This window comes from Enterobacter sp. HMSC16D10, from assembly GCF_001807145.1.
In the GTDB taxonomy this organism is placed as follows: Bacteria; Pseudomonadota; Gammaproteobacteria; order Enterobacterales; family Enterobacteriaceae; genus Enterobacter; species Enterobacter roggenkampii.
On sequence record NZ_KV787881.1, the window covers coordinates 1 to 16,552 of the forward strand.

Annotated in this window: 15 protein-coding genes and 1 tRNA gene; 11 read left to right on the top strand and 5 right to left on the bottom strand. The window is 57.0% G+C overall.

The features are described 5' to 3' along the window. Positions 1-79: 79 nt before the first annotated feature. Positions 80-155 (top strand) — tRNA-Trp (locus HMPREF3143_RS13025). Positions 156-253: 98 nt separating this feature from the next. Here the strand turns inward: HMPREF3143_RS13025 and hdfR are convergent. Next, on the bottom strand, positions 254-1,075 hold the full coding sequence (gene hdfR / locus HMPREF3143_RS13030) for an HTH-type transcriptional regulator HdfR (protein ID WP_021242824.1): 822 nt from the start codon (positions 1,073-1,075) through the stop codon (positions 254-256). Positions 1,076-1,193: 118 nt separating this feature from the next. On the opposite strand from hdfR, the gene HMPREF3143_RS13035 reads away from it, so the two are divergent. After that, complete coding sequence (locus tag HMPREF3143_RS13035) at positions 1,194-1,532, top strand: MaoP family protein (RefSeq protein WP_008501577.1); 339 nt, start codon at positions 1,194-1,196, stop codon at positions 1,530-1,532. Positions 1,533-1,562: 30 nt separating this feature from the next. On the opposite strand, the gene HMPREF3143_RS13040 is transcribed toward HMPREF3143_RS13035, so the two are convergent. Further along, positions 1,563-3,083, bottom strand: coding sequence for a YifB family Mg chelatase-like AAA ATPase (locus HMPREF3143_RS13040; protein ID WP_070533316.1), 1,521 nt, complete (start codon positions 3,081-3,083; stop codon positions 1,563-1,565). 341 nt (positions 3,084-3,424) lie between these two features. Here HMPREF3143_RS13040 and ilvL point away from each other — a divergent pair, with 341 nt between their 5' ends. From ilvL to ilvA, 7 genes are all read left to right on the top strand, one after another. Then, a complete protein-coding gene (gene ilvL / locus HMPREF3143_RS24865) occupies positions 3,425-3,523 on the top strand; it encodes an ilv operon leader peptide (protein WP_001311244.1) in 99 nt (32 codons plus the stop codon). 86 nt (positions 3,524-3,609) lie between these two features. Beyond that, positions 3,610-3,660: a peptide IlvX gene (ilvX, locus tag HMPREF3143_RS26090; protein WP_211356990.1), complete on the top strand. Its 51-nt coding sequence runs from the start codon at positions 3,610-3,612 to the stop codon at positions 3,658-3,660. 2 nt (positions 3,661-3,662) lie between these two features. Next, positions 3,663-5,309 (top strand): acetolactate synthase 2 catalytic subunit, encoded by a 1,647-nt coding sequence (ilvG, locus tag HMPREF3143_RS13045; protein ID WP_070533318.1) that lies wholly within the window; start codon positions 3,663-3,665, stop codon positions 5,307-5,309. Next, complete coding sequence (gene ilvM / locus HMPREF3143_RS13050) at positions 5,306-5,569, top strand: acetolactate synthase 2 small subunit (protein WP_003860184.1); 264 nt, start codon at positions 5,306-5,308, stop codon at positions 5,567-5,569. Before ilvG ends, ilvM begins: the two co-directional genes overlap by 4 nt. Before the next feature lie 18 nt (positions 5,570-5,587). Next, positions 5,588-6,517 carry a branched-chain-amino-acid transaminase gene (ilvE, locus tag HMPREF3143_RS13055; protein ID WP_023326297.1) on the top strand — a complete coding sequence of 310 codons (930 nt, stop codon included), beginning with the start codon at positions 5,588-5,590 and terminating at the stop codon, positions 6,515-6,517. 60 nt (positions 6,518-6,577) lie between these two features. Next, positions 6,578-8,428 (top strand): dihydroxy-acid dehydratase, encoded by a 1,851-nt coding sequence (gene ilvD, locus HMPREF3143_RS13060; protein WP_021242828.1) that lies wholly within the window; start codon positions 6,578-6,580, stop codon positions 8,426-8,428. Positions 8,429-8,430: 2 nt separating this feature from the next. Then, positions 8,431-9,975 carry a threonine ammonia-lyase, biosynthetic gene (gene ilvA / locus HMPREF3143_RS13065; protein ID WP_070533320.1) on the top strand — a complete coding sequence of 515 codons (1,545 nt, stop codon included), beginning with the start codon at positions 8,431-8,433 and terminating at the stop codon, positions 9,973-9,975. A gap of 45 nt (positions 9,976-10,020) precedes the next feature. On the opposite strand, the gene ilvY is transcribed toward ilvA, so the two are convergent. Further along, the gene (ilvY, locus tag HMPREF3143_RS13070) at positions 10,021-10,911 is read right to left on the bottom strand and encodes an HTH-type transcriptional activator IlvY (protein ID WP_023293577.1); all 891 of its coding nucleotides are present in this window, start codon (positions 10,909-10,911) and stop codon (positions 10,021-10,023) included. Positions 10,912-11,063: 152 nt separating this feature from the next. Between ilvY and ilvC the strand changes: the two genes are divergently transcribed. Further along, entirely contained in the window at positions 11,064-12,539 is a 1,476-nt protein-coding gene (ilvC, locus tag HMPREF3143_RS13075; protein WP_070533322.1) for a ketol-acid reductoisomerase, read from the top strand. Positions 12,540-12,624: 85 nt separating this feature from the next. Here ilvC and ppiC read toward each other — a convergent pair whose 3' ends face one another. Further along, positions 12,625-12,906: a peptidylprolyl isomerase PpiC gene (gene ppiC / locus HMPREF3143_RS13080; protein WP_008501570.1), complete on the bottom strand. Its 282-nt coding sequence runs from the start codon at positions 12,904-12,906 to the stop codon at positions 12,625-12,627. A gap of 85 nt (positions 12,907-12,991) precedes the next feature. Between ppiC and rep the strand changes: the two genes are divergently transcribed. After that, positions 12,992-15,016 carry a DNA helicase Rep gene (gene rep, locus HMPREF3143_RS13085; protein ID WP_008501569.1) on the top strand — a complete coding sequence of 675 codons (2,025 nt, stop codon included), beginning with the start codon at positions 12,992-12,994 and terminating at the stop codon, positions 15,014-15,016. 51 nt (positions 15,017-15,067) lie between these two features. On the opposite strand, the gene gppA is transcribed toward rep, so the two are convergent. Then, on the bottom strand, positions 15,068-16,552 hold the full coding sequence (gppA, locus tag HMPREF3143_RS13090) for a guanosine-5'-triphosphate,3'-diphosphate diphosphatase (RefSeq protein WP_021242833.1): 1,485 nt from the start codon (positions 16,550-16,552) through the stop codon (positions 15,068-15,070).

Below are 16,552 nucleotides of genomic sequence, written 5' to 3' on the forward strand. Positions count from 1 at the left end.
GGGTTCGAGTCCCGTCCGTTCCGCCACTTATTAAGACATTAAGCCTGCCTTACTGGCAGGCTTAATGGCAAAAAACTTTAGGGGCGTAGCTCAGTTGGTAGAGCACCGGTCTCCAAAACCGGGTGTCGCGAGTTCGAGTCTCTCCGCCCCTGCCATATAGAATCCTTTGCTTCGGCAAAGGATTTTTTTTGCCTGAAAGACTGTAAAAACGTCTCTTCTTACTATTCAGCCAGCATTCCTGCTGGCTGATGTATCAATCCATTACATTGATTTTTAACAGATCTTTTATCTGCGACTGCTTATCACTGTTTTGCAGCCAAATCGCATACAGCGGTCTGGTAAGCGTGGTGGAATCCATTACGGTATGCAGCCCAGCTTTAGTGTCTGCCCAGCGAACAGGTAACCAGGTACAACCTCTCAGCAAGGGCAGTTGCTGACAGGCGATCTCTGCAGAGCTGGTCGTTAACTGTGGGACGTCATCAGGTGCAATCAAGCCCGTCTCATGCTGCTGAAAATCAGGCCCCCATTCCAGGCGCAAATAGGTCAGGTCTGCCTTCATCATCGAAGGTTCAGAGGCATAAAGCGCCAGGCCAAACTGGCCCACAATCTGGCTGCTAAATTCGTCCATCTTGGGGGCTTCGGTTGTGATAAGAAGATCAAGCTGGCGCTCATGAAGTTGCTTAACCAGCGACTGCCGTTGCGCAATCCTGGCTTCAAATTGCAGGTGGCTATGAGATTGATAAAGCCGGGTAAGCCACTGACTTAGCATACATTCCCACAGGGAAGCGCTGGCCCCTATCGAGAACTCATTATGCCTCGAAGTATGTGCAACCTCTTTGCGTGCCGCCTGCCAGGTATTCATCAGCGTTTCTGCGTACGGCAGTAGTTTTTCGCCGGCGGGCGTGAGGCGGATATTGTTGCGATGGCGGGTAAAAAGATTCACACCCAGTTGATTTTCCAGCTGTCGAATACGAAAACTGACTGCTGACTGCGTCAGGTAAAGGGCTTCAGCTGCTCGCCCAAAGTGGCGTGTTCTGCTCACTTCAAGGAAAGTTTTAAGCAATTCCGTATCCACATCTTTCTCCGCAAAATTATTTGTCGTTATGATTTAAATGTTTTGTTTTACACTCTGTCAAGCGTAACTAATACTCCGCGCCATAAATAGCTCGGCCAAAGAATTAGGAGCGTGTAGGATGGCGGAAAGCTTTACGACGACTAATCGTTTTTTCGACAATAAACATTATCCGCGCGGGTTCTCTCGTCACGGCGATTTCACCATCAAAGAAGCTCAACTGCTTGAGCGCCATGGTTATGCCTTTAACGAGCTGGATCTGGGCAAGCGTGAGCCTGCTACTGAAGACGAAAAACAGTTTGTTTCTGTTTGCCGTGGTGAGCGTGAGCCGCAGTCTGAAGCGGAACGTGTATGGATCAAGTATATGGCACGCATTAAGCGTCCAAAGCGCTTCCATACGCTGTCTGGCGGTAAGCCGCAGATGGAAGGTGCAGAAGACTACACCGAGTCTGATGACTAAGATGATAAGAAGGGGCTACGGCCCCTTTTTTTATGCCAGCAACTTCTGCAGGTGCAGCAGCAAACGATCGATAGCGCGATAACTCAGCGCCTCCTGCAAGTGTTTCCTCTCAATGTCAGTACATCCCTCCACGTCAGCAATGGTTCTGGCCACTTTTAGCAAACGTTGCCACGCACGTATAGACAGCCCAAAGCGCGTCAATGTCTCTTCAAGCCATCCTGCATCTTCACTATTAAGCGAACAAAACTGCCGGATCCCGGCATTATCAAGCCGAGCATTCAGCCTGTTTTGACGGGCGTATTGTCGTGCCTGGGCAGCGATCACCCGCCCGCGCACTTTTGCTGAGCTCTCACCCGTTATGCCCGTCTGCCTGAGCAGGCCCGGCGGCGGAAGGGGGATTTCGAGAGACAAATCGAAACGGTCGAGGAATGGGCCGGAAAGCTTTCCCAGATAGCGCAGCGTCTGCTCTGGCGTACAGCGGTTATGGTTGCCCTGATAATGCCCCGTGGGGCTGGGGTTCATCGCAGCGACCAGTTGAAACTGCGCGGGATAGCTTATTTTGGCCCGCGTGCGCGAGATATGTATTTCACCAGATTCAATAGGTTCTCTCAGTGCATCCAGCACGCGACGCTCAAACTCAGGCAACTCATCAAGAAACAGAATGCCATTGTGTGCCAGTGAAATCTCACCCGGTCCGGGGATAGACCCACCGCCGACCATTGCCGTCAGTGAAGCGCTATGATGTGGGGAACGAAAAGGGCGATGGCGCCACTGTTTTTGCAACGATGCCGAACTGATGAGGCTATATATAGCAGCGCTTTCCAGCGCTTCATGGTTATTGAGCGGCGGGAGCAACCCGCTCAGCCTGCTCGCCAGCATCGTTTTACCTGTACCAGGCGGGCCAATCAGCAGGAGATTGTGTCCACCTGCAGCCGTAATCTCCAGCGCCCGTTTACCTTGCTCCTGTCCCATGATCTCACTAAGATCTTCTGGCGCATCTGCTACAGCCTCGTCGCACTCCTCCGGCTCGGACAGTTCATGTCGGCCTTCCAGCCAGGCACATACTTCCTGAAGATGCCCGGCGATAAGGCACCCCTTTTCGGCAATAAGACTCACTTCTGATGCGTTTTCATTGGCGACAATGATTTGCCGCCCTGCACGAATGGCTTCCAGCGCTCCCGATATTGCACCGGGAACGCCTCTCAATGCGCCTGTGAGCGCGAGTTCACCCACGAACTCGTACGAGCCTAGCCTGGTCGTAGTAAGCTGCTCAGAAGCCGCGAGAAGCGCAATTGCGATAGGTAAATCGTATCGCCCGCCCTCTTTGGGCAGATCGGCGGGGGCAAGGTTGATGGTGATCTTCTTCGCGGGGAAGGTATAACCGCTATTTATTATTGCGCTGCGAACGCGATCCCTGGCCTCTTTAACCGTCGTTTCAGGTAACCCGACAAGCGTGAGTCCGGGCAGCCCATTACTCAAATGAACCTCTACGGAAACAAGCGGTGCCTTTACCCCGAGAGCCGCACGCGTATAAACAACCGACAGTGACATTTGCACTACCTCCTGGTGTGACTATGCCAGTGCGCGTTATGCCTGTTTAGCGCTATTTATCGAATTTACGCTGCTTTTTCAGGGATTTTAAAAGCACAATGAAACTATTGCACAATCGTGGAACCCTCCTCGCAGAGCGAAAAAAAACCTGTTTTGACGGTTAGCGGAGGAGTAAAAAAGTGAAAAATATTCATTTTCTAATTTCCGTATATAAAACAACGATTTTAAGAAATATGATTCGCGGGCTAACCAAATCCGTCATAAATAAATCTTGTGTTTGATTTAAAAACTGTGATAACTCTTTAGGTATTCCTTCGAACAAGATGCAAAAAGAACTGAAAATGACAGCCCTTCTACGAGTGATTAGCCTGGTCGTGATTAGCGTGGTGGTGATTATTATCCCACCGTGCGGGGCTGCACTTGGACGAGGAAAGGCTTAGAAATCAAGCCTTAACGAACTAAGACCCCCGCACCGAAAGGTCCGGGGGTTTTTTTATGACTAAAAAACGTAAATGAGGAGCAGAGAATGATGACTAGCACAAAATTCTGTTTCTCCCGATTTATGACGGGGAACTAACTATGAATGGGGCACAGTGGGTAGTACATGCGTTGCGCGCGCAGGGAGTCGAGACAGTATTCGGTTATCCGGGTGGCGCAATTATGCCGATTTACGATGCACTGTATGACGGCGGCGTGGAGCACCTGTTGTGCCGACACGAGCAGGGCGCAGCGATGGCCGCCATCGGTTATGCTCGTGCCACCGGTAAAACCGGTGTCTGTATGGCGACCTCAGGCCCGGGCGCAACGAACCTGATCACCGGTCTGGCTGATGCACTGCTGGATTCTGTTCCCGTTGTTGCCATCACCGGGCAGGTGGCGTCTCCGTTCATCGGCACCGACGCGTTCCAGGAAGTCGATGTACTCGGTTTATCGCTGGCCTGCACCAAACACAGTTTTCTCGTTCAGTCTCTGGAAGAGCTGCCGCGCGTAATGGCAGAAGCATTCGAGGTTGCCAGCTCCGGCCGCCCTGGTCCGGTTCTGGTCGATATCCCGAAAGATATCCAGGTCGCACACGGCGAACTGGAGCCGCACTTCTCCACCGTTGGAAACGACGACGCGTTTCCGCATGCGGAAGTCGAAGAGGCCCGTCAGATGCTGACGCAGGCGAAACAGCCGATGCTGTACGTTGGTGGTGGCGTAGGTATGGCGCAGGCGGTTCCTGCCCTGCGCGAATTTATCGCGGCAACGCAAATGCCTGCCACCTGCACGCTGAAAGGGTTGGGTGCGGTAGATGCCGATTACCCCTACTATCTGGGCATGCTGGGGATGCACGGCACCAAAGCGGCAAACCTGGCGGTGCAGGCGTGCGATCTGCTCATCGCCGTCGGTGCCCGTTTTGACGACCGCGTCACCGGTAAGCTGAATACCTTTGCGCCGAACGCCAAAGTTATCCATATGGATATCGACCCGGCGGAGATGAACAAGCTGCGTCAGGCGCACGTCGCGCTGCAGGGCGATCTCAACGCGCTGTTACCGGCATTGCAGCAGCCGCTGGATATCAACGCATGGCGTCAGCACACCGCAGACATGCGCGCCGAGCACGCCTGGCGTTACGACCATCCCGGCGAGGCCATCTACGCGCCGCTGCTGTTGAAGCAGCTGTCCGACCGTAAGCCCGCCGACAGCGTGGTGACGACCGATGTCGGCCAGCATCAGATGTGGTCCGCCCAGCACATGGCCTACACCCGTCCGGAAAACTTCATTACTTCCAGCGGGTTAGGGACGATGGGCTTCGGCCTGCCAGCCGCGGTTGGCGCACAGGTTGCCCGCCCGAACGATACCGTTATCTGTATCTCCGGTGACGGCTCCTTCATGATGAACGTTCAGGAGCTCGGCACCGTGAAGCGCAAGCAGTTACCGCTGAAGATCGTGTTGCTCGATAACCAGCGTTTAGGGATGGTTCGCCAGTGGCAACAGCTGTTCTTCCAGGAACGTTACAGTGAAACCACCCTGACCGATAACCCCGATTTCCTCACCCTGGCCAGCGCCTTCGGCATTCCTGGCCAGCACATCACCCGTAAAGACCAGGTTGAAGCGGCACTCGACACCATGCTGTCAAGCGAAGGGCCATACCTGCTTCATGTCTCAATCGACGAGCTTGAGAACGTCTGGCCGTTGGTACCGCCCGGTGCCAGTAACTCACAAATGCTGGAGAAATTATCATGATGCAACATCAGGTCGCCGTGCAGGCTCGCTTCAACCCGGAAACATTAGAACGCGTTTTGCGCGTGGTGCGTCATCGTGGTTTTCAGATTTGCTCTATGAATATGGAGACGGCCACCGACGCGCAAAACATCAGTATCGAATTAACCGTTGCCAGCCCGCGGCCGGTCGACTTACTGTTTAGTCAGTTATCAAAGCTGGTAGACGTTGCCCATGTTGCCATCTGCCAGAGCACAACCACATCACAACAAATCCGCGCTTAAGCGTGACAGGACGAAAAAATGACGACAAAAAAAGCTGATTACATTTGGTTCAACGGTGAGATGGTTCGCTGGGAGGACGCGAAGGTCCACGTGATGTCCCACGCGCTGCATTACGGTACCTCCGTGTTTGAAGGCATCCGCTGCTACGATTCTCACAAAGGGCCAGTGGTGTTCCGCCATCGCGAACACATGCAGCGTCTGCATGACTCAGCCAAAATTTATCGTTTCCCGGTTTCTCAGAGCGTGGATGAGCTGATGGAAGCCTGCCGCGACGTGATCCGTAAGAACAACCTGACTAGCGCCTATATTCGTCCGCTGGTCTTCGTGGGCGACGTCGGCATGGGCGTGAACCCGCCAGCCGGTTACAACACCGATGTGATCATTGCCGCGTTCCCATGGGGTGCCTACCTGGGGGCTGAAGCCCTGGAGCAGGGGATCGACGCAATGGTCTCTTCATGGAACCGCGTTGCACCCAACACCATCCCGACCGCGGCGAAAGCGGGCGGTAACTACCTTTCTTCCCTGCTGGTCGGCAGCGAAGCGCGCCGTCACGGTTACCAGGAAGGTATCGCGCTCGACGTGAATGGCTACATCTCCGAAGGTGCAGGTGAAAACCTGTTTGAAGTGAAAGACGGCATTCTGTTTACGCCGCCATTCACCTCGTCCGCGCTGCCTGGCATCACCCGTGACGCCATCATCAAGCTGGCGAAAGATCTGGGTATCGAAGTGCGCGAGCAGGTGCTGTCTCGCGAATCCCTGTACCTGGCCGATGAAGTGTTCATGTCCGGTACCGCGGCTGAAATTACGCCGGTGCGTAGCGTAGACGGCATTCAGGTGGGCGAAGGCCGCTGTGGCCCGGTGACCAAACGCATTCAGCAAGCGTTCTTTGGCCTCTTCACCGGCGAGACAGAAGATAAATACGGCTGGTTGGATCAGGTTAATCACTAAATATAAATTTGGGACGGCACGCACCGTCCCATTACATAGTCAGACGGGAGTAAATAAAGCATGCCTAAGTATCGTTCAGCCACCACCACCCACGGCCGTAACATGGCCGGTGCCCGCGCGCTGTGGCGCGCCACCGGAATGACCGACGCCGATTTCGGCAAGCCGATTATCGCCGTGGTGAACTCCTTCACCCAGTTCGTACCGGGCCACGTGCACCTGCGCGATCTCGGTAAGCTGGTTGCCGAGCAAATCGAAGCCTCCGGCGGCGTGGCGAAAGAGTTCAACACTATTGCAGTGGATGACGGTATCGCGATGGGCCACGGGGGCATGCTCTATTCACTCCCGTCGCGCGAGCTGATCGCCGACTCGGTAGAGTACATGGTTAACGCCCACTGCGCCGATGCGATGGTCTGTATCTCCAACTGCGACAAAATCACCCCGGGGATGCTGATGGCCTCCCTGCGCCTGAACATTCCGGTGATCTTCGTCTCCGGTGGCCCGATGGAAGCGGGGAAAACCAAGCTCTCCGACAAAATCATCAAGCTCGACCTGGTCGATGCGATGATTCAGGGCGCGGACCCGAAAGTCTCTGACGAGCAGAGTGACCAGGTGGAGCGCTCCGCGTGCCCGACCTGCGGCTCCTGTTCCGGTATGTTCACGGCGAACTCCATGAACTGCCTGACCGAAGCGCTGGGTCTGTCTCAGCCGGGCAACGGCTCGCTGCTGGCGACCCATGCCGACCGTAAGCAGCTGTTCCTCAACGCCGGTAAACGCATCGTTGAACTGACTAAGCGCTACTACGAGCAGGACGACGCCAGCGCGCTGCCGCGCAGCATCGCCAGTAAAGCGGCATTCGAGAACGCCATGACCCTGGATATCGCCATGGGCGGTTCCACCAACACCGTTCTGCACCTGCTGGCCGCCGCGCAGGAAGCCGAAATCGACTTCACCATGAGCGACATCGACAGGCTCTCCCGTAAAGTGCCGCAGCTGTGTAAGGTCGCACCGAGTACCCAGAAGTACCATATGGAAGACGTGCATCGCGCGGGTGGCGTCATCGGTATCCTCGGCGAGCTGGATCGCGCCGGGCTGCTGAACCGTGACGTGAAAAACGTGCTTGGCCTGTCGCTGCCTGAGTCGCTGAACCAGTACGACGTGATGCTGACCAAAGACGACGCGGTGAAAAAGATGTTCCGCGCGGGCCCTGCCGGTATTCGTACTACCCAGGCGTTCTCGCAGGACTGCCGCTGGGATACCCTGGACGATGACCGCGCTGAAGGCTGCATCCGCTCGCTGGAGCATGCCTATAGCAAAGACGGCGGCCTGGCCGTGCTGTACGGTAACTTTGCGGAAAATGGCTGCATCGTGAAAACCGCTGGCGTGGACGACAGCATCCTGAAATTCACCGGTCCGGCGAAGGTGTACGAAAGCCAGGATGAAGCGGTAGACGCCATCCTCGGCGGCAAAGTGGTGGAAGGCGACGTGGTGGTCATTCGTTACGAAGGGCCAAAAGGCGGGCCGGGCATGCAGGAGATGCTCTACCCGACCACCTTCCTGAAATCCATGGGCCTCGGTAAAGCCTGCGCGCTGATCACCGACGGTCGTTTCTCCGGTGGCACTTCCGGCCTCTCTATCGGCCACGTTTCCCCGGAAGCAGCAAGCGGCGGCAACATTGCCATCATCGAAGACGGCGATCTGATCGAAATAGACATTCCGAATCGCGGCATTCAGCTCAAGCTGAGCGACCAGGAGATTGCGGCCCGCCGTGAAGCCCAGGAAGCCCGCGGCGACAAAGCCTGGACGCCGAAAGACCGCCAGCGTGAAGTCTCCTTCGCCCTGCGCGCCTACGCGAGCCTTGCCACCAGTGCAGATAAAGGCGCGGTGCGCGATAAATCTAAACTTGGGGGCTAACGATGGCCGAGTCGCAACCCTTATCCGCCGCCCCCGAGGGGGCGGAATATCTGAGAGCGGTGCTTCGCGCGCCGGTCTATGAAGCCGTTCAGGTCACGCCCCTGCAGAAAATGGAAAAACTCTCTTCGCGCCTCGACAACGTCATTCTGGTGAAGCGCGAAGATCGTCAGCCGGTGCACAGCTTCAAGCTGCGCGGCGCCTACGCGATGATGGCCGGGCTGACCGACGAGCAAAAAGCGCGCGGCGTGATTACCGCGTCAGCGGGCAACCACGCCCAGGGCGTGGCGTTCTCGTCTGCCCGTCTGGGGCTGAAAGCGCTGATCGTGATGCCAGTTGCTACCGCCGACATCAAGGTCGACGCGGTGCGCGGTTTCGGCGGCGAAGTCTTGCTCCACGGGGCCAACTTTGACGAAGCAAAAGCCAAAGCGATCGAGCTGGCGCAGCAGCAGGGCTTCACCTGGGTGCCGCCGTTCGACCACCCGATGGTGATTGCCGGCCAGGGCACGCTGGCGCTTGAGCTGCTGCAGCAGGATGCCCATCTCGACCGGGTCTTTGTCCCGGTGGGCGGCGGTGGTTTAGCCGCAGGCGTGGCGGTGCTGATCAAACAGCTGATGCCGCAGATCAAAGTCATTGCCGTGGAAGCGGAAGACTCCGCCTGCCTGAAAGCGGCGCTGGATGCCGGGCATCCGGTCGACCTGCCGCGCGTCGGGCTGTTTGCCGAGGGCGTGGCGGTGAAGCGCATTGGCGACGAAACGTTCCGCCTGTGCCGGGAATATCTCGACGATATCGTCACGGTGGACAGCGACGCTATCTGCGCGGCGATGAAAGATCTGTTCGAAGACGTGCGTGCGGTGGCGGAACCCTCCGGCGCGCTGGCGCTGGCGGGCATGAAAAAATACATCGCGCAGCACAACATCCGCGGCGAGCGTCTGGCGCACGTGCTTTCCGGTGCCAACGTGAACTTCCACGGCCTGCGCTATGTGTCCGAGCGCTGCGAGCTGGGCGAACAGCGGGAAGCGCTGCTGGCGGTGACGATTCCGGAAGAGAAGGGCAGCTTCCTCAAGTTCTGCCAGCTGCTGGGCGGCCGTTCGGTGACGGAGTTCAACTACCGCTTTGCCGATGCCAAAGATGCCTGCATTTTTGTCGGCGTGCGTCTGAGCCGTGGCGTGGAGGAGCGCAAAGAGATCCTTAGCCTGCTGCATAACGGCGGCTACAGTGTGGTCGATCTTTCTGACGACGAGATGGCGAAGCTGCACGTGCGCTACATGGTCGGCGGGCGTCCTTCCAAGCCGCTCAGGGAACGCCTGTTCAGCTTCGAGTTCCCGGAATCACCGGGCGCGCTGCTCAAGTTCCTGCACACGCTGGGCACGCACTGGAACATCTCTCTGTTCCACTACCGCAGCCACGGCACCGACTACGGCCGCGTGCTGGCGGCGTTCGAACTGGGCGAGCACGAGCCTGATTTCGAAACGCGGCTCAACGAGCTGGGCTATGAGTGTCACGATGAAACCCACAACCCGGCGTTCCGCTTTTTCCTGGCAGGCTAAGGGTTGAGCGGCATGTAGGCCGGGTAAGCGCAGCGCCACCCGGCTTTAGTGGTTCGGCAGTATCGTCCAGAACGCATCAATAAGCGGCTCATGCAGCCGCTTTTTTTGTGCGCACACGCCAAGCTCAAACGGCGTTTTCTCATCGCTGCGTTCCAGAATCATCACGCGATTGCGCACCGGTTCCGGGCTGTTGTCCAGCACCACTTCCGGCAGCAGCGCCACGCCGCAGCCCAGCGCCACCATCGACACCATCGCCTCATGGCCGCTGACGGTGGCGTAAATCGACGGGTTGCTGATTTTCTGACGGCGGAACCACAGCTCAATGCGGCGGCGAACCGGGCCCTGATCGGCCATGATAAACGGCACCGTGGACCAGTCCGGTTTTTCCACCGATACCTGGTTACGCACCGGACAGGGCAGCGCCGGGGCAATCAGCACCACCGCCAGATTTTCCAGCATCGAGAACGCTACCGCGCCCGGCAGGGTTTCCGGCTTCCCGGCAATGGCGAGATCCGCTTCGCCCGTTACCACTTTTTCCATCGCGTCGGCAGCGTCGCCGGTGGTGAGCTTAATTTCAACCGACGGATGCGCCGCGCGAAAGCGGTCAAGGATGGGCGGCAGATGGCTGTAGGCGGCGGTCACGGAGCAGAAAATATGCAGCTCACCGGAGAGTGACGGCCCCTGCTGATCGATAGAGTGCCGCAGCTGCTGGTACTGCAGCAGCGTCTGCTGGGCAAAAATACGCAGCTCTTCGCCCGCTTCCGTGAGGGTGACGGTGCGGTTATCGCGCACGAACAGCGGCTGGCCGAGATCTTCCTCAAGGCGCTGGATCTGGCGCGACAGCGTGGAGGGGCTGACGTGCATCGCCCGGGCGCTGCGGCCAAAGTGACGGCTTTCCGCCAGGTGCAGGAACATTTTCAGATCGCGTAAATCCACCGATTCCACTCCCTCTTTTTACATTGCATAAATTGCAATGTGACGTTGTGAATATATCAATTTCCGCAATAAATTTCCTGTTGTAATGTGGGTACATTCTCGCTGAAACGCGAACCGAACAATAAGACACACAACATCACGAGGTATCACCCATGGCTAACTACTTTAATACACTGAACTTGCGCCAGCAGCTGGCGCAGCTGGGCAAATGCCGCTTCATGGCGCGCGATGAATTTGCCGATGGCGCGAGCTACCTTCAGGGTAAAAAAGTGGTCATCGTCGGCTGTGGCGCACAGGGTCTGAACCAGGGCCTGAACATGCGTGACTCCGGTCTGGATATCTCCTACGCACTGCGCAAAGAAGCGATTGCCGAGAAGCGCGCTTCATGGCGTAAAGCGACCGAAAACGGCTTCAAAGTGGGTACCTACGAAGAGCTGATCCCGCAGGCGGATCTGGTGGTTAACCTGACGCCGGACAAGCAGCACTCTGACGTTGTGCGTTCCGTACAGCCGCTGATGAAAGACGGCGCGGCGCTGGGTTACTCCCACGGCTTCAACATCGTTGAAGTGGGCGAACAGATCCGTAAAGACATCACCGTGGTGATGGTGGCACCGAAGTGCCCAGGTACCGAAGTGCGTGAAGAGTACAAGCGTGGTTTCGGCGTGCCGACGCTGATCGCGGTTCACCCGGAAAACGATCCGAAAGGTGAAGGCATGGCGATTGCCAAAGCGTGGGCTGTGGCGACCGGCGGCCACCGTGCGGGCGTGCTGGAATCGTCCTTCGTTGCCGAAGTGAAATCCGACCTGATGGGCGAGCAGACCATTCTGTGCGGCATGCTGCAGGCCGGTTCTCTGCTGTGCTTCGATAAGCTGGTGGAAGAGGGCACCGACCCGGCATACGCGGAAAAACTGATTCAGTTCGGCTGGGAAACCATCACCGAAGCGCTGAAGCAGGGCGGTATTACGCTGATGATGGACCGTCTGTCTAACCCGGCAAAACTGCGTGCTTACGCGCTGTCTGAACAGCTGAAAACCATCATGGCGCCGCTGTTCCAGAAACATATGGACGACATCATCTCCGGCGAGTTCTCTTCCGGCATGATGGCTGACTGGGCAAACGACGACAAGAAACTGCTGACCTGGCGTGAAGAGACCGGTAAAACCGCGTTCGAAACCGCGCCACAGTATGAAGGTAAAATCGGCGAGCAGGAGTACTTCGATAAAGGCGTCCTGATGATTGCGATGGTGAAAGCAGGCGTTGAGCTGGCGTTCGAAACCATGGTGGATTCCGGCATCATTGAAGAGTCTGCGTACTACGAATCACTGCACGAGCTGCCGCTGATCGCGAACACCATCGCCCGTAAGCGTCTGTACGAAATGAACGTGGTTATCTCGGATACCGCAGAATACGGTAACTACCTGTTCTCTTACGCCTGCGTACCGCTGCTGAAAGAGTTTATGACCACTCTGCAGCCGGGCGATCTGGGTAAAGCGATTGCAGAAGGTGCCGTGGACAACGCGCAGCTGCGCGATGTGAACGAAGCGATTCGCAGCCACCAGATCGAGAAAGTGGGTCACAAACTGCGTGGCTACATGACCGACATGAAGCGTATCGCGGTAGCGGGTTAACAACTTTGTCGGGTGGCGCTTCGCTAACCCGACCTACAAAACCGTAAGATGTAGGCCGGGTAGGCGCAGTCGCCACCCGGCTTGTTTATTTGCGGTACAGCACTTTAATCACGTGGTAGCCGAACTGCGTGTGCAGCGGGCCGGTTGGCTCCAGCACCGGGCAGGAGAAGACCACTTTATCGAATGCCGGTACCATCTGACCCTGGCGGAATTCACCCAGATCGCCGCCGCGTTTGCCTGACGGACAGATAGAGTGCTTCTTCGCCAGCTTGCCGAAGTCGGCGCCGTTTTTGATCTGCTCCAGAAGATCCAGAGCCAGTTTCTCTTCTTTAACAAGAATATGCAGTGCTGCTGCTGTTTTTGCCATGATCGTGCCTTGAGTGGTATGGATTAGGCTCGCTATACTACCACGCTGTTATTCTCCCCTCCTGACTTTCATTGAGTGATCATTTATGCGTTTAAACCCCGGACAACAACAAGCCGTCGAATTTGTCACCGGACCGTGTCTGGTGCTGGCGGGTGCAGGATCCGGCAAAACGCGCGTTATCACCAATAAGATTGCGCACCTGATCCGCGGCTGTGGCTATCAGGCCCGGCACATTGCGGCGGTAACCTTTACCAATAAAGCGGCGCGTGAGATGAAAGAGCGTGTCGGCCAGACGCTGGGACGAAAAGAGGCGCGCGGCCTGATGATCTCCACCTTCCACACGCTGGGGCTGGATATCATTAAACGCGAGTATGCTGCGCTGGGAATGAAGTCCAACTTCTCGCTCTTCGATGACACCGACCAGGTGGCGTTGCTCAAAGAGCTCACCGAGGGGCTGATCGAAGATGACAAGGTGCTGTTGCAGCAGCTGATCTCAACGATCTCAAACTGGAAAAACGATCTGATGACCCCGGCCCAGGCCGCGGCGATCGCCAAAGGCGAACGGGATCGGATCTTCGCCCACTGCTACGGTCTGTACGATGCACATATGAAAGCGTGCAACGTGCTGGACTTTGACGACCTGATTCTGCTGCCCACGCTGCTGCTGCAGCGGAACGAAGAGGTTCGCGAGCGCTGGCAGAACAAAATCCGTTACCTGCTGGTGGATGAGTATCAGGACACCAACACCAGCCAGTACGAGCTGGTGAAGCTGCTGGTGGGGCAGCGCGCGCGTTTCACCGTGGTCGGCGACGACGACCAGTCAATTTACTCCTGGCGCGGCGCGCGTCCGCAAAACCTGGTGCTGCTGAGCAAAGATTTTCCGGCGCTGCAGGTGATAAAGCTGGAACAGAACTACCGCTCCTCCGGGCGTATCCTGAAGGCAGCAAATATCCTGATTGCCAATAACCCGCACGTGTTTGAGAAGCGTCTCTTCTCCGAGCTGGGTTACGGTACTGAATTGAAGGTGCTCAGCGCCAATAATGAAGAGCATGAGGCGGAGCGCGTGACGGGCGAACTGATCGCCCACCACTTCGTCAATAAAACCGAATATAAGGATTACGCGATCCTCTATCGCGGCAATCACCAGTCGCGCGTCTTTGAAAAGATGCTGATGCAGAACCGCATCCCGTACAAAATTTCGGGCGGTACGTCGTTCTTCTCACGGCCAGAGATTAAAGATCTGCTGGCCTATCTGCGCGTCCTCACGAACCCGGATGACGACAGCGCGTTTCTGCGCATCGTGAATACGCCGAAGCGCGAGATTGGCCCTGCGACGCTGCAAAAGCTGGGCGAGTGGGCGATGACGCGTAATAAAAGCCTGTTTACCGCCAGCTTCGACATGGGGCTGAGCCAGACGTTAACCGGCCGCGGTTACGATTCTTTAACACGATTCACCCACTGGCTCGGCGAAGTGCAGCGTCTCGCGGAGCGCGAGCCGGTGGCGGCGGTGCGCGATCTTATTCACGGCATCGACTATGAGTCCTGGCTGTACGAAACCTCGGCCAGCCCGAAAGCCGCTGAGATGCGCATGAAGAACGTTAACCAGCTCTTCAGCTGGATGACCGAAATGCTGGAGGGTTCTGAAATCGACGAGCCGATGACCCTGACGCAGGTCGTCACCCGCTTTACCCTGCGCGACATGATGGAGCGCGGCGAGAGCGAAGAAGAGGCCGATCAGGTACAGCTGATGACGCTGCATGCGTCAAAAGGTCTGGAGTTCCCGTATGTCTATCTGGTTGGTATGGAAGAGGGGTTGTTACCGCACCAGAGCAGCATTGACGAAGATAACGTCGACGAGGAGCGCCGTCTGGCCTACGTGGGGATCACCCGTGCGCAGAAAGAGCTGACGTTCACGCTGTGTAAAGAGCGCCGTCAGTATGGCGAACTCGTCCGCCCGGAGCCGAGCCGTTTCCTGCTGGAGCTGCCGCAGGACGACCTGATCTGGGAACAGGAACGCAAAGTGATTACCGCAGAAGAGCGGATGCATAAGGGGCAGGCTAACGTGGCGAACATTCGCGCCATGCTGGCAAAAGCCAAAGAGAAAGGATAATGATGAGTAGGCCGGGTAAGGCGAAGCCGCCACCCGGCAATGTTCAGCGTATTATTTCACTTCCAGCACCCAGTGCACATAGCTCTGCCACTGGCACTCCTGCTCGATCATCTCTGCCCCAAGCGGGTGACGTTCAATCCAGTTTTCCGGCAGCGTCAGCGACAGTTTTTCGTCATCGGCCACCAGATTGATTGCAGGCAGCAAATCATCGCGACGGCGGCTGGCAAAGAGAATCGCCAGACGCAGCAGGCGGCACAGATGCTCGGCTACGCGCGGCGGTACGGCGTTTTGCTGATGCAATGATGAGAGATCAACGGCGTTGGTCTGGTTCAGCAGCAGCGTTGCCAGCAGCTTTTTCTGTGCGGGCGTGTAGCCCGGTAAATCCAGGTTGCGAACCAGATACGCTGCGTGAGCAGGGGCCTGCTTAAAATCAATGCTCAGCCCCACTTCATGCAGCGCACAGGCGCTCAGTAATAAATCGCGGCTCAGATGATCAAGATCCCAGACGTTAGCGACCTGATCGGCGAAGCGAGATGCCAGCTGCGATACGCGTCCTGCCTGATCGATATCAACCAGAAAACGACGCTGTACGTTGCGCAGGGTTCGGCTGCGGATATCCTGATCGACCGACAGATGCAGCATCCCGTAGACCAGGCCTTCGCGCAGCGCGCCGCCGGCAAGGGTCATACACTGGATGTTGAGCTCGGTGAAAATGGCGATCAGAATGGCCAGCCCGCTCGGGAAGACCAGCGCGCGTTCCAGCGTCAGGCCTTCAATTTCCAGTTCTTCCAGGCGTCCGCACTGGATGGCGCGCTGTTTTAGCTGCTGAAGTTTGGCAAGCGTAATCCGCTCGTCCATTCCCTGCGCCATCATGATTTCCTGCAGGGCCTGCACGGTCCCCGACGCACCCACGCACACTTTCCAGCCGTGATAGCGCAGTTCGTCCATCACGGGACGTAATACCTCGCGCGCGGCATTTTCTGCCTCGTCGAAGTTCTCTTTACCCAGATTACGATCGGTAAAATAGCGCTCAAGCCAGGTCACGCAACCCATCGACAGGCTGAACAGCGACGTAGCCTGCGCGCCGGTGCCGGTCACCAGCTCGGTACTGGCTCCGCCGATATCCACCACCAGGCGGCGATCGTCACCCCCCGTAGTGTGTGCAACACCCTGATAAATCAGACGAGCTTCTTCTTCACCGCTGATAACCTGAACCGGGCAACCGAGAATCTCCTGCGCTCTGGCAATAAAATCCACGGCGTTAACCGCCAGGCGGAGTGTCGCAGTGGCGACAACGGTGATTTGGGCGTGCGGGATATCCTGCAGACGCTCGGCAAAGAGTCGCAGGCACTGCCAGCCACGTTCCATAGCTTCAGGCGAGAGGTGATTGTCGCTGCTCAGGCCCGCCGCGAGGCGGACCTTGCGCTTAATGCGCGTCAGCGTTTGTATGCTTCCCGCCACCTCGCGCACAACCAGCATATGAAAACTATTCGAACCGAGATCAATTGCCGCATAAAGCGAGGTGGAGCTGAGCAT